The 12,623-nt window shown below is 70.6% G+C and carries 10 protein-coding genes; 3 read left to right on the forward strand and 7 right to left on the reverse strand.

The window, feature by feature from the left end; genetic code table 11:
* Nucleotides 1-262: 262 nt before the first annotated feature.
* Nucleotides 263-1,729 (reverse strand): FHA domain-containing protein, encoded by a 1,467-nt coding sequence (locus tag LCN96_RS35235; RefSeq protein ID WP_225266749.1) that lies wholly within the window; start codon nucleotides 1,727-1,729, stop codon nucleotides 263-265.
* Nucleotides 1,730-2,069: 340 nt separating this feature from the next.
* Nucleotides 2,070-3,206 (reverse strand): site-2 protease family protein, encoded by a 1,137-nt coding sequence (locus tag LCN96_RS35240; RefSeq protein WP_225266750.1) that lies wholly within the window; start codon nucleotides 3,204-3,206, stop codon nucleotides 2,070-2,072.
* A 115-nt stretch (nucleotides 3,207-3,321) separates the two neighbouring features.
* On the opposite strand from LCN96_RS35240, the gene LCN96_RS35245 reads away from it, so the two are divergent.
* The 3 genes from LCN96_RS35245 to LCN96_RS35255 all read left to right on the forward strand — a co-directional run bounded on the left by LCN96_RS35245 (nucleotide 3,322) and on the right by LCN96_RS35255 (nucleotide 6,249).
* Nucleotides 3,322-4,182, forward strand: a complete 861-nt coding sequence (locus LCN96_RS35245) for a RecB family exonuclease (RefSeq protein ID WP_225266751.1) — start codon at nucleotides 3,322-3,324, stop codon at nucleotides 4,180-4,182.
* Between the two features lie 196 nt (nucleotides 4,183-4,378).
* Nucleotides 4,379-5,569: a sensor histidine kinase gene (locus LCN96_RS35250; protein ID WP_225266752.1), complete on the forward strand. Its 1,191-nt coding sequence runs from the start codon at nucleotides 4,379-4,381 to the stop codon at nucleotides 5,567-5,569.
* A complete protein-coding gene (locus LCN96_RS35255) occupies nucleotides 5,566-6,249 on the forward strand; it encodes a response regulator (protein WP_185103527.1) in 684 nt (227 codons plus the stop codon). Before LCN96_RS35250 ends, LCN96_RS35255 begins: the two co-directional genes overlap by 4 nt.
* Nucleotides 6,250-6,436: 187 nt before the next feature.
* Here the strand turns inward: LCN96_RS35255 and LCN96_RS35260 are convergent, their stop codons facing one another.
* From LCN96_RS35260 to LCN96_RS35280, 5 genes are all read right to left on the reverse strand, one after another.
* Nucleotides 6,437-7,426 carry an ABC transporter ATP-binding protein gene (locus LCN96_RS35260; RefSeq protein WP_263657550.1) on the reverse strand — a complete coding sequence of 330 codons (990 nt, stop codon included), beginning with the start codon at nucleotides 7,424-7,426 and terminating at the stop codon, nucleotides 6,437-6,439.
* Between the two features lie 32 nt (nucleotides 7,427-7,458).
* Nucleotides 7,459-8,484 (reverse strand): ABC transporter ATP-binding protein, encoded by a 1,026-nt coding sequence (locus LCN96_RS35265; RefSeq protein ID WP_225266754.1) that lies wholly within the window; start codon nucleotides 8,482-8,484, stop codon nucleotides 7,459-7,461.
* Complete coding sequence (locus LCN96_RS35270; protein WP_225266755.1) at nucleotides 8,481-9,494, reverse strand: ABC transporter permease; 1,014 nt, start codon at nucleotides 9,492-9,494, stop codon at nucleotides 8,481-8,483. Before LCN96_RS35270 ends, LCN96_RS35265 begins: the two co-directional genes overlap by 4 nt.
* 96 nt (nucleotides 9,495-9,590) lie before the next feature.
* Complete coding sequence (locus LCN96_RS35275) at nucleotides 9,591-11,357, reverse strand: ABC transporter substrate-binding protein (RefSeq protein ID WP_225266756.1); 1,767 nt, start codon at nucleotides 11,355-11,357, stop codon at nucleotides 9,591-9,593.
* A 48-nt stretch (nucleotides 11,358-11,405) separates the two neighbouring features.
* Complete coding sequence (locus LCN96_RS35280) at nucleotides 11,406-12,398, reverse strand: ABC transporter permease (RefSeq protein WP_225266757.1); 993 nt, start codon at nucleotides 12,396-12,398, stop codon at nucleotides 11,406-11,408.
* Nucleotides 12,399-12,623: the final 225 nt, after the last annotated feature.

Below are 12,623 nucleotides of genomic sequence, written 5' to 3' on the forward strand. Positions count from 1 at the left end.
TTTCAGAGCGGCCAGGCGCACTCAAGCGCCCGGCGAGGGTGCCCGCATCCGTGCGACGTACCTCGACCGCGCCAGAGGCCCCTTACCGCGCCGCCGAAGCACGTCGCCGCCCGGAACGCGCCGCCGCCCAAGCGCACAACCGCCGAAGCGCGTCACCGCCCGGAGCGCACGGTCCCCGGACCCCACAACACCCCAGCACCGTGAAACCCGGCCGCCCGCACCCGCACCGAAGCCACGGGCGGCCGAAAGGAAAGGAGCCCCGCTACCCCCGATGCGCCTCGAAGCGCAATGTCCGTGACACCCCCACCCGCACCGTGGTCCCCGGCGCGATGGTGACAGGCTCGTTCGGCGGGATGTCGTAGAAGTTCGGATCCCCCGGCGGCTGGATCTGGGTGCCGTTGACAGAGCCCAGATCCACCAGGTTGACGTCCCACCCGTCGAGCGCCACCCGCAGGTGGCGGCGCGAGACCGAGCCGTCCGGGCTGGTGACCTTGGCGGGCCTGGCGGTGCCGCCGGCGACCTCGGGTGCGCGCTCCGGGTCGCGGCCCAGGAGGTAGTCGCTCTCCAGGGGCAGCGCGGTGCCGTCGTCGAGGATGAGGACGCCGAGCGAGGGGCGCGGGCCCTTGTAGGGGACGAGGGTGCGCTGCACCAGGGCGATGCCGCAGACGGCGCAGTAGGGCACGCGGGGGTCGTTGAAGTGGTCGTTCTTGCAGTCGACGCCGTAGACGAGCGGCCGGTCGCCGTGCTCGCCCTGCTGCTGCTCCTGCGGGGGCGGGCCCGGGTGGTCGTACGGGTCGGGCGGGCCGAGCACGGGCGGGGCGGGCTGGTCGTAGTGGTCGGGCGGGCCGAGGTGCTGCGGGACCTGCTGGTCGCCGACGCCGTTGCCGGAGGCGGGGGGCTCGTCGTAGGAGGGGAACTGCTGCTGCTCCTGCAGGGGCGGCGGCTGCTCCTGCGCCTGGTAGGCGGGCTCCTGCAGGGGCTGGTAGGCGGGCTCCTGCGGCGGCAGGTAGGGGGCCGGCTCCTGCGGGGTGTGGTAGGCGGGCGGCTCCATCGGCGCGGGCTGGGGGCCGGAGGGCGGGCCGGGCGCGATGGGCGGCTGGTCGGGCATCGGGTACGGCGGGCGCTCGACGGGCTGCTGCTGCTGTTGCTGCTGCTGGGGCTGCTGGATGAGGTCGGCCTCCAGGTGGAAGCCGGTGGCGGGCAGCTCGCTGGTCAGCATGCGGGGCTGGGCGGGGGCCGCGGGCCGGCCGGTGAACTCGCCGGTGAAGTCGCCGACGAGGCCGCCGCCGTGCACGATGCCGCCCTCGAAGCGGACGGCGGGGTGCGGGCTGCCTGCGCCGGGAAGGCTGAGCTCGACGCGCTCGACGGGGCCGTTGACGAGGCGGTCTGCCCAGGTGAGGGAGTCGCTGCCGGCCAGCCGGGTCTCCCCGCCCGAGGTGGCGATGACGGCGGAGGCGGAGCCGCTGACGAGGACGGCGACGCCGCCGCCGACGGGGCCGGCGACCGCGCAGGTGGCGGGGTCGGCCGCCATGTTGGCCGCGAGCACCTGTGCGGCGCGGCGGGCCAGCGCCCGGCCGTCGCCACCGGAGGCGGCGGTCTCGCGCAGCGCCTCGATCAGGGCGTCGGCCGCCGACTCGGCCGAGTCGCACACCAGCAGCAACCCGCCCTCGTAGGCGACAAGCCCGGTGCCGGGAAGCGGACGCACCACTCCGAAGCCCTGGCCGGTCATGCGTCCTCCCTCATGACGACCGTGCTGCGCTCATCGGTGCCCTCGCTGCGCTCGGTCACTCAACTCTCCTCCCCGGAAGCCGGCGTTGTTACGGCACCCGCACTGCCGTGCTGGCCACCAGCCATACGCATACCCAGACGGCGGGGCCGTGTCGCGGCCCCCTCGTCTCGATTCGGTGAACCGGCGGGCCGCGGCAAACCCCTCAACTGTGCAAGTTTGGCCAAACAGAACACTATCGGCCAGTCGCGGCATCGCAGAAATCGCGGGGGTCGGCCTCGGCCGCCTGAAACTGCTGGACACGACCCTATCGAGGGGTCGCTCGTTAAACGAGTGGGACAAATCAGACGCCGGTGAAAACGCGGTTCACATCGGCGGTCGAGAGCACGCCGTAGATCTCGCCACCGTCCTCCACCAGCAGGTACTCGCTGCCGGGCGCCTCGCGCATGGCCTCGATGAGCGGCTCCCCCTCCAGGGCGGCGGACAGTATCATGCGCGCCTCCAGGCTCTTGGCCAGCGAGGAGACGTTCACCCATGGGCGGCGGTGCTCCGGAGTGGCCTGCACGGCGGCCTCGCTGACGATGGCCACGGGCCTGCCCTCGTGGTCGACGACGACGAGGGCGCCCGCGTGGCGTTCGGTGGCCTGCCGCAGCGCCTCCGACAGCGGCGTCTCGCCGGCCACCGGGATCGCCCTGCGCGCCAGGGTGCGCGCGTTGACCTGCGGGATCCTGGCCCTGATCTTGGCCAGGCGCAGCGACTGGCTGGCGCCCATCCAGATGAACGAGGCCAGCACCAGCGGCCACACCAGGTTGGTCAGGTCCAGCTCCCGCCCGGCCGACAGCGCGCTCGCGACCGGGAACACCACCAGCAGCACGGCCAGCACCCGCCCGCCCCAGGCCGCCACGACGGTGCCGGAGCCGGGGCTGCGGGTGAGCTTCCACACGCCGGCGCGCAACATCCTGCCGCCGTCGAGCGGCAGCCCCGGCAGCAGGTTGAAGACGCCGACGATGAGGTTGGCGAACCACAGCTGCCAGGTGAGCACCTCGAGGATGCCGCCGTTGTTGATCAGGTAGACGTCGGCGACGAGGCCGATCCCGGCCAGGCCGAGCGAGAGCGCGGGGCCGGCCGCCGCGACCATGAACTCCTTGCCCGGCGTGGGCGGCTCCTTCTCGATCTCCGACACCCCGCCGAGGAGGTAGAGGGTGATCCTGCGGACCGGCAGGCCGTACGCCTTGGCCAGCACGCTGTGGGCCAGCTCGTGCAGCAGCACCGAGACGTACAGCAGCACCGCGAACACGAACGCCACCCCGTAGGCGGCGAAGTCGTCGAGCTGGGGCAGCATCTGCCGCATCTGCGGCCCGAACATCACGGTGATGAAGGCGGCCACCAGGAACCATGTCCACGACACGTACACCGGAATGCCGAACGGCTTCCCCATCCGGATGCCGGAGGACCCCTGCCGCGGGCTCTGCTCGCTCACCGCACTCCTTGAACGTCCATTACGTGCTGTTGCTGCCTTGATGCTACGCGCCCGATCACGTCTACCTCGTTGCGCGGAGGTTATTCTGTCGGGGTCTTGACCTAGAGTGCGGTGCATGACATTGACCGAGCCGGTGATCATCGGAGCTCTCTCCCCGTCCCGGGCGGGCGATTTCATGACGTGTCCGCTGCTCTACCGCTTCCGGGTGATCGACCAGCTTCCGGAGAAACCGTCGCAGGCGGCGGTGCGCGGCACGGTGGTCCACGCGGTCCTGGAGCGCCTGTACGACCTGCCGGCGCCGCGCCGCTCGGTGGAGGCGGCGCTGGAGCTGCTGGGCCCGCAATGGGAGCGGCTGCTGGCCGACGATCCGCAGTACGCGCAGATGTTCGCCGACGAGGCCGAGCAGGCGCAGTGGCTCGGGCAGGCGCAGGAGATGCTGCGGCGCTACTTCACGCTGGAGGACCCGACGCGGCTGGAGCCGGCCGAGCGGGAGCTGTACGTGGAGGCGGTCCTCGACGGGGGGCTGATGCTGCGGGGGTACGTCGACCGGCTCGACGTGGCGCCGACCGGCGAGGTCCGGGTGGTCGACTACAAGACGGGCAGCGCGCCCGGGCCCGACTTCGAGGCCAAGGCGTTGTTCCAGATGAAGTTCTACGCGCTGGTGCTGTGGCGGCTGCGTGGCAGCGTGCCTCGGCTGCTGCAGCTCGTCTACCTGGGCGGGCAGGGCGAGGTGCTGCGGTACGCGCCCGACGAGGCCGACCTGCTGGCCACCGAGCGCAAGGTGATGGCGTTGTGGGCGGCGATCGAGCGGTCGCTGGAGACGGGCGAGTGGCGGGCGCGCCGCAGCCGCCTGTGCGACTGGTGCGACCACCAGGCGCTGTGCCCGGAGTTCGGCGGCACGCCGCCGCCGGTGCCCGACCGCCAGCCGGGCGACACGACCCGCAGCAGCCGCCGCGCGGCCACCGACGAGCTGTAGTCACCGGGCGATCACCGGCGAGCTGTAACCGCTCAGCGGCCACCGGGAGGCCGCAGCCGCCGGGCAGCCACCGGCGGGCCGTAGCCGCCGACCGGCCACCGCGAGCTGTGACGCTCGTCCTCCGGGCGGGCCCCGCCGGTGCTTATCCTCCCTCGGGAGGAGGTTGCGGGCTTTCACCTGGTCTTACAGTGAAGCGGTGCGCATAGATCGGAGCAGGCTGCACGACACGGTGCTCGCCGGTGTGGTGGCAGCGGCCTCCGTGGCGCTGTACGCGCTCTACGGGCCCGATCGGCTGCAGGCCGAGGGGATCCCGGTCGAGGGCATGCGGCAGCCCGACGTGCTCGGCGCGCTGCTGCTGGTGGCGGCGTCGGTGCCGGTGGCGGTGCGCCGCCGGTGGCCGCTGTCGGCGCTGTGCGCGGGGCTGGTGCCGGAGACGCTGCTCAACGCGCTGGGCTACGGCACGGGCATGTCGAGCCTGGCCGGCATCGTGCTGCTGTACTCGGTGGCGTCCTACCGGGGGCTGGCGGTCGCGCTGGCCGGGCTGGTGCTGTCGCTGGTGACGTACCTGACGGGGGCCGTGTCGAGCCCGGTCAGGGCGGGGAGCGCGAGCGAGTACGTCGTCACGGCGCTGGTGCTGGTGGCGGTGTGGGGCGCGGGCCGCAGCCTGCGGTTGCGGCGGGCGTACCTGGAGGAGCTGAAGGACCGGGCGGCGCGGCTGGAGCGGGCGCACGCGGCCGACACGCGGGCGGCGCGGGCCGAGGAGCGGTCGCGGATCGCGCGCGAGCTGCACGACGTGGTGGCGCATCACGTCAGCGTGATGACGGTGCAGGCGGCGGCGGCGCGGCGGGTGCTGGCCTCCGATCCGGAGCTGGCGCGGGAGGCGCTGTCGGCGATCGAGAACACGGGGCGGCTGGCGATGACGGAGATGCGCAACATCGTCGGCGTGCTGCGCACCGACACCAGGGCCGACGCGCGGGCCGAGCTGGGCCCGCAGCCGGGGGTGCGGGACCTGCCCGCGCTGGTGGAGCAGATGCGGGAGGCGGGGCTGCCGACGCGGCTGCGGCTGGAGGGCGAGCCGGTGGCGCTGCCCGCCGGGGTGGACCTGGCCGCCTACCGGCTGGTCCAGGAGGGGCTGACCAACAGCCTGCGGCACGCGGGCGCGGGGGCGGAGGCGGTGGTGACGGTCCGGTACGAGCCGTACGAGCTGGACGTGCGCGTGGAGGACGACGGGAAGGGGCCGGACCGGGAGCAGGGCCGGCCGCCGGGTCACGGGCTCGTGGGCATTCGCGAGCGGGTGGCCCTCTATGGTGGAATCCTGAACATCGGTCCGCTGCCGGGGGGCGGCTTCGAGGTGCGGGCGAGGCTCCCGTTGAAGGACGGCCAATGACGATCAGAGTGCTGCTGGTGGACGACCAGCCGCTGCTGCGTACCGGTTTCCGGCTGATCCTGGAGGCCGAGCCCGACATCACGGTGGTGGGGCAGGCGGGCGACGGCAAGGACGCGCAGGAGCAGACCAGGGCGCTGCTGCCCGACGTGGTGCTGATGGACATCCGGATGCCCGGGGTCGACGGCATCGAGGCCACGCGCCGCATCGTGCGGGAGGCGGCGCCGTCGGCGCACGTGCCGAAGGTGCTGGTGCTGACGACGTTCGACCTCGACGAGTACATCGTGGAGGCGCTGCGCTCGGGGGCGTCGGGGTTCCTGCTGAAGGACGTGCCGCCGGATGAGCTGGTGCAGGCGATCCGGGTGGTGGCGGCGGGCGACGCGATCGTGGCGCCGAGCGTGACGCGGCGGCTGCTCGACCGGTTCGCGGCGCGGCTGCCGTCGGCCTACGAGCAGGCGGCGCCGGCCCGGCTCGACCGGCTGACCGAGCGGGAGCTGGAGGTGCTGCGGCTCATCGCCAAGGGCATGTCCAACGCGGAGATCGCGGCCAAGCTCGTGGTGAGCGAGACGACGGTGAAGACGCACGTCGGCAACGTGCTGACCAAGCTGGGGCTGCGGGATCGGGTGCAGGCCGTGGTGCTGGCGTACGAGACGGGGCTGATCACACCCGGCGCCATCTCCTGAGACGGCGGACGAGGCGGCGGACGCGGCGGCGGACGCGGCGGCGGGCGCGGCGGCGGGCGCGGCAGGAGGCTCCCGGCACGACTGGACGGCCGCCCCCAGGCACGGCAGAAGGCCCCACGGCACGACGGCACGACAGCACGACAGCACGGCCGCCCGGGCAGAGGCCGGGCGGCCGTCGTGAAGGGCTCTACTCGCCGGCCGTGACGGCGGGCGCCGCCGTCTTCTCGGGGGCGTTCTCCGGGAAGTGGCAGGCGACCTGGTGCCCACTGGCCAGCTCCGCCAGCGGCGGCTCGACCTGCTTGCAGATCTCCTGCGCCTTCCAGCAGCGCGTGTGGAAACGGCAGGCGGGCGGCGGGTTGAGCGGGCTGGGCACGTCGCCGGTCAGCCGGATGCGCTCGCGTTCCTTGCGCGCCTTCGGGTCGGGCACCGGCACCGCCGACATGAGGGCGTTGGTGTACGGGTGCATGGGCGAGGCGTACAGGCTCTTGCGGTCGGCGATCTCGACGATCTTGCCGAGGTACATGACGGCGACCCGGTCGCTGATGTGCCGCACCACCGACAGGTCGTGGGCGATGACGACGTAGGTCAGGTCCAGCTCGTTCTGCAGGTCCTCCAGCAGGTTGACGACCTGCGCCTGGATGGACACGTCGAGCGCGGAGACCGGCTCGTCGGCGATGATCAGCTTGGGCTTGAGCGCGAGGGTGCGGGCGATGCCGATGCGCTGCCGCTGGCCGCCGGAGAACTCGTGCGGGTAGCGGTTGTAGTGCTCGGGGTTGAGCCCGACCAGCTCCAGGATGTCCTGGACGGCCTTCTTGATGCCGTTCTCGGTCTGGATGCCCTGGATCCGGAACGGCGCCCCCACGATCGCGCCGACCGTGTGGCGCGGGTTGAGCGACGAGTACGGGTCCTGGAAGATCATCTGCATGTCGCGCCGGAGCGGCCTGAGCCGGCCCTGGCTCATGTGCGTGATGTCCTCGCCCTCGAACAGGACGGTGCCGCCCGTGGGCTCGAGCAGCCGGGTCACCAGCCTGCCCGTGGTGGACTTGCCGCAGCCCGACTCCCCCACGAGACCGAGCGTCTCGCCCTTGAAGACGTCGAAGCTGATGCCGTCGACCGCCTTGACGGCGCCCACCTGCCTTTTGAACAGGCCCTTGGTCACGGGGAAGTGCTTCTCCATGTCCCGTACGGACAGAAGCAGCTCGTTGTCGCTCACTGGGTCTCCAGCACTGGCTTGATCTCGTTCGCCCACAGGCTCTGCCGTTCGGCGCGGTCCATGTGGCAGCGCACCAGGTGGCCGCCCTCGGTCTCGGCCAGGGCAGGGACCTCGGTGTCCGCCCTGCCCTGCGTGCGCTCGGCGTACGGGCAGCGGGGGTGGAAGGCGCAGCCGTTGGGCACGTTGATCAGGGACGGCGGTGAGCCCTTGATCGGCAGCAGCCGCTCGGTGGGCTCCCGGTCGAGCCGGGGCATCGAGCCCAGCAGGCCCCAGGTGTAGGGGTGTTCCGGCCGGTAGAAGATGTCCTCGGTGGAGCCGTACTCGACGCACTTGCCGCCGTACATGACGAGGATGTCGTCGGACAGCTCGGCCACCACGCCCAGGTCGTGCGTGATGATGATCAGCGCCGAGTTGAACTCGCGCTGCAGGTCGCGCATCAGGTCCAGGATCTGGGCCTGCACGGTCACGTCGAGCGCGGTGGTCGGCTCGTCGGCGATGAGCAGCTCGGGGTCGCACGAGAGCGCCATGGCGATCATGGCGCGCTGGCGCATGCCGCCGGAGAACTCGTGCGGGTAGCTGTCGACGCGCCGGGCCGGCTCGGGGATGCCGACGCGGCCGAGCATGTCGATGGCGTGCTTGCGGGCGACCTGCTTGGAGACGTCGTTGTGGATGCGGTACGCCTCGATGATCTGGTGGCCGACCGAGTAGAACGGGTGCATCGACGACAGCGGATCCTGGAAGATCATCGCCATCTTCTTGCCGCGCAGCCGGCGCACGTGCTCGGCGGAGGCGCCGATGAGCTCCTCGCCGTCGAGCCAGATCTCGCCGGCGAGCCGCGCCCTGCCGCCCTTGTGCAGGCCCAGGATGCCGAGGCTGGTCACGCTCTTGCCGGAGCCCGACTCGCCCACGATGCCCAGGGTCCTGCCTCGCTCCAGGCTGAAGGACAGCCCGTCGACGGACTTGACCAGGCCGTCGTCGGTCGGGAAGTGGATCTTCAGGTCCTTGACGTCAAGGAAGGTCACGAAAGCCTCACCCTCGGGTCGACCACGGCGTACAGCAGGTCGACGATCAGGCTCGCGGCCACCACGAAGCCGGCGGCGACGAGCACGACGCCCATGACCTGGGGCAGGTCCTGGTTCCTGATCGCCAGGATGGCGAACTGGCCGAGCCCGGGCAGAGTATAGGTGGTCTCGGTGAGGATGGCGCCACCGATGAGCAGGCCGAAGTCGATGCCGAACAGGGTCAGGATCGGCGTGAGCGCGGCGCGCAGGCCGTGCTTGACCACGACCTGGTTCTCGCGCAGGCCCTTGGCCCTGGCGGTGCGGATGTAGTCCTCGCTCATCGTCTCCAGCATGCCCGCGCGGGTCAGGCGCGCATAGGTGGCGGCGAACAGGAACGCCAGCGTGATCCACGGCAGCAGCAGGTTGTAGGCCCATTGCGCCGGGTTGACGGTGATGTCGGTCCAGGCGCCGCCGGGCGGTGTCCAGCCCAGGCCGTAGCTGAAGACGACCAGGGAGATCATGCCGGTGAAGAAGATGGGCAGCGACACGCCGGCCAGGGCGGTGCCCATGGAGATCCGGTCGAAGATGCTGCCCCTGCGCAGCGCCGACAGCACGCCCACGCTGACGCCGGCCAGCACCCACAGCAGCGCGGCGCCGAGGGCCAGGGAGAAGGTCACCGGCATGCGGTCGACCAGGTCAGGCCAGACGGGCTGCCCGCTGATGAAGGAGTAGCCGAAGCAGGGCGCGGGGCACTGCTCGACGCCGGCGCCGTAGTCGTACTCGGCGCCCGCGAACAGGCCCTTGACGAACCTGCCGTACTGCACGACCACCGGGTCGTAGAAGCCCAGGCGCTCCGCGACCAGGTGCACCGTCTCCGGTGTGGCGGCGCGCCCGACGTATCGCGAGGCGAGGGCCTCGGGTGTCGCCCCCGCCCATTGCGGCACCACGAAGAAGATGCCGAAGGTGACCATGCTGATCACGACCAGCATGGCGACGGCGCCGATCAGACGCCTGATGATGTATGTGACCACCGCTGTCGGCCGGGTGGCCCGCCCGCCGCGGGCGGGCCACCCATGCCTTCACCTGCCTTCGCTAGATCCCCGGCCCTCGTCCAGTTACCGAATCCGTCACTGGACGCCGAGCAGGACGTAGTCGTACATGCTCTGGCCTTCGTTGTAGGCGAGGTTCGTCACGCCCTGACCCCGCATGAGCAGCGACTTGGCCCACACGACGGGAAGGATGGAGGCGTCCTCCATGACCTTCTTGTCGACGTCGACCCACAGCTTGGCGCGGGCGGCGGCGTCGAGCTCGGCGGAGGCCTGGTCGATCAGCTTGTCGACCTCGGGGTTCTTGACGCTCAGGTTGTAGTTGCCGGCGTCGCGGATGGTGCGGCTGTCGACGATGGCCTGCATGAAGCCGTAACCGTCGGGCCAGTCGGAGCCCCAGCCGTGGGTGGCCAGGCCGATGCCGTTCTCCTTGACGTAGTTCACGTTGCCGGCGTAGTCGGAGAAGTAGCTGGAGGCCGGGAAGCCCTTGAGCGTGAGCTTGATGCCGACGCGCGCCAGCGCCTGCTGCATCGCCTCGGCCAGCGCCTTCTCGCGCGGACGGTCGGAGCGGAACGACATGTTGGTGGTGAAGCCGTTCGGCTGGCCACAGGCGGCGAGCGCCTCCTTGGCCTTGGCGACGTCACCCTTGTTCTCCGGGGTGGCGTACAGGTCGAACTTCTCCTGGCCGACGATGGGCGGCGGCATCACGTTCGTGGCGATGTCGCCACCGGCCACCGGGCCACCGAAGGCGGTCTGGTTGGCGACGCGGTCCGCGGCCCACATGACGGCCTTGCGGCAGTCGACGTTGTCGAGCGGCTTGGTGTCGGGGATGACCGACACGTACCAGAGCCTCGGGATCGTCGGGTTGTCCGTACGGGCCTTCAGCGCCGGGTCCGGCAGCACCTTGCCGAGCGCGGCCGGCTGCATGCCGGTGCCCGGGATGTCGAGCTGGACGCTGCCCGAGATGAGCTGGTTGTCCAGGTCGTCCGCGTTGACGTTGAGCTGGACCTCGATGCGGTCCGGCAGCGCGGGACGGTTCGGGTCGGTCGCCGGGTCCCACTGGTCGTTGCGGACCAGCGCGAACCGCTTGCCGATCTCGTTCGTCTCGAACTTGTACGGGCCGGAGGAGACGACCTTCTCCCGGTACTTGGCGCCCGTGTCCTTGTCCTTGGGCACCGGAGCCGTCATCGGCATCTGGACGACGTAGTCCATGGACGCGAACGGCTTCTTCAGGTGGAAGACGACCGTGGAGTCGTCGGTGGCCTCGACCGCCGACTTGTAGTCCACGTCGGGGGTCTTGTAGACGCCCTTGAAGTCCTTCGGCCAGTCAAGCAGCTCGTTGAGGTACGAGGGGCCGTGCGGGAAGGTCTCCTTGTCGAAGGAGCGGGCCACCGCGTAGGCCACGTCCTTGGCCGTGATCGGGGTGCCGTCCTCGAACTTCACCCCGCTCTTGATCTTGTACGTCCAGGTCTTGCCGTCGGGGCTGGGCTGACCGAGCCCCTCCGCCAGGTCGGGCACGACCGTGTTGCCCTCGGGGCCGGGACCCGTCTTGTACATCGTCAGCGTCCGCCAGTAGAACCGGCCGAAGTTGAACGAGTAGCCGTAGTAGGTGTCGGCCGGGTCGAGGCTGTCCCAGTCGGAGGAGTGGGCCGCCTTGAGCGTCCCGCCCTTCTTCGTGGACGGGTTGTACACCTGCGTGAGAGCGGCGTTGGCCGCGGGTTGCGCGGCACCGCCTGCCGCCGTCTGGGCGGGCTGGCTGGGAGTGCCGCCACCTCCGCCGCCACAGGCGGAGAGCACCAAGGCGAGCGCCGCTGTCGCGGCTCCTGCCAGTGCGTGTTTCCTTCTCATTGACTAACCCCTTGATGAGTGGGATGCGGGGGATGAAGCGTTGGCGGTTCAGTGCGCCCGCGGGTCGAAGGCGTCGCGCAGTCCGTCACCGAACAGGTTGAACGCCAGGACGGTGATGAAGATCGCCAGACCCGGGAAGAGCACGAAGTGGGGCAGCGTGTAGAAGCGGACCGCTTCGGAGAGCATGCCGCCCCAGGTCGGGGTGGGCGGGTTGATGCCGACGCCGAGGAAGGACAGCGCGGCCTCGAACAGGATGTTGGTCGGGATGAGAAGCGTCGCGTAGACCAGGATCGGCGCCATCAGGTTCGGCAGCACCTCGCGGAAGAGGATGTAGCCGTGGCGGGCGCCGAGGCTCCTGGCTGCGTCGACGAACTCGCGCTCGCGCAGCGAGAGCGTCTGGCCGCGGACGAGGCGGCCGATGCTGGGCCAGCTGAAGAACCCGATGATGAAGATCAGCATCGCGATGCGCAGGCCGTCGCCCTCCAGCCCGAACCCCTCGTTGGGCATGACGCCCACCAGCGCGATCGCGAAGACCAGCAGGGGGAAGGCCAGGAAGACGTCCATGATGCGGCCGATGACCTGGTCGACCCAGCCGCCGAAGTAGCCGGCGACGACTCCCGCGACGGTGCCGATGACCACCGACACGATGGTGGCCAGGAAGCCGATCAGCAGCGAGATCCACGCGCCGGACACGATGCGGCTGAAGATGTCGCGGCCGTTGACCGGCTCGACGCCGAGCAGGTACTCGCTGCTCATGCCGCCGAAGGTGCCCTTGGGCAGGAGCGTGTTCTGGTCGATCTGGTCCTGGTGGAACTCCAGCGGAGGGTGGCCGAACATGGAGATGATCGGCGAGGAGAAGACCGCCACGAGGATCAGCAGCACCACGACGATGCCGCCGCCGAGCGCGACCTTGTCGCGGCGCAGCCGCATCCACGCGATTCTGGTCAGCGACCGGCCCTGGATGGCCTTGCCCGCTCCCACGAGCACAGACTCCGGCTGCGCCTCCGCCGCGGAACCGGATACGTCTAGCGGTGCGGTCATGCCGAGATGCCCCCTGGTACAAGACAACGCTGTCTTAACGCGTGGTTGACTTCAGACCGCGGCTCGCGGACCTTCAGGAGGCAGAATCTATGGCCTGAGCTGCTATGACTAGTCCCTCAGGCCGCTATGTGGCTAATCTGTGATTGACGCGAAACTCATTTGTATCGATCTTGAACGGTTGGTCCTGAACGTGTCCCGGTTGTGTCTCAGAACCGTGACACGGGG

Origin of the sequence: Nonomuraea gerenzanensis, assembly GCF_020215645.1 — a bacterium.
Lineage (GTDB): Bacteria > Actinomycetota > Actinomycetes > Streptosporangiales > Streptosporangiaceae > Nonomuraea > Nonomuraea gerenzanensis.

Bases quoted from the DNA above. Each gene is read 5' to 3' on its own strand.
- LCN96_RS35235 (WP_225266749.1), bottom strand. From the start codon at position 1,729: ATGACCGGCCAGGGCTTCGGAGTGGTGCGTCCGCTTCCCGGCACCGGG.
- LCN96_RS35245 (WP_225266751.1), top strand. From the start codon at position 3,322: ATGACATTGACCGAGCCGGTGATCATCGGAGCTCTCTCCCCGTCCCGG.
- LCN96_RS35255 (WP_185103527.1), top strand. From the start codon at position 5,566: ATGACGATCAGAGTGCTGCTGGTGGACGACCAGCCGCTGCTGCGTACC.
- LCN96_RS35260 (WP_263657550.1), bottom strand. From the start codon at position 7,426: ATGGAGAAGCACTTCCCCGTGACCAAGGGCCTGTTCAAAAGGCAGGTG.
- LCN96_RS35275 (WP_225266756.1), bottom strand. From the start codon at position 11,357: ATGAGAAGGAAACACGCACTGGCAGGAGCCGCGACAGCGGCGCTCGCC.
- LCN96_RS35280 (WP_225266757.1), bottom strand. From the start codon at position 12,398: ATGACCGCACCGCTAGACGTATCCGGTTCCGCGGCGGAGGCGCAGCCG.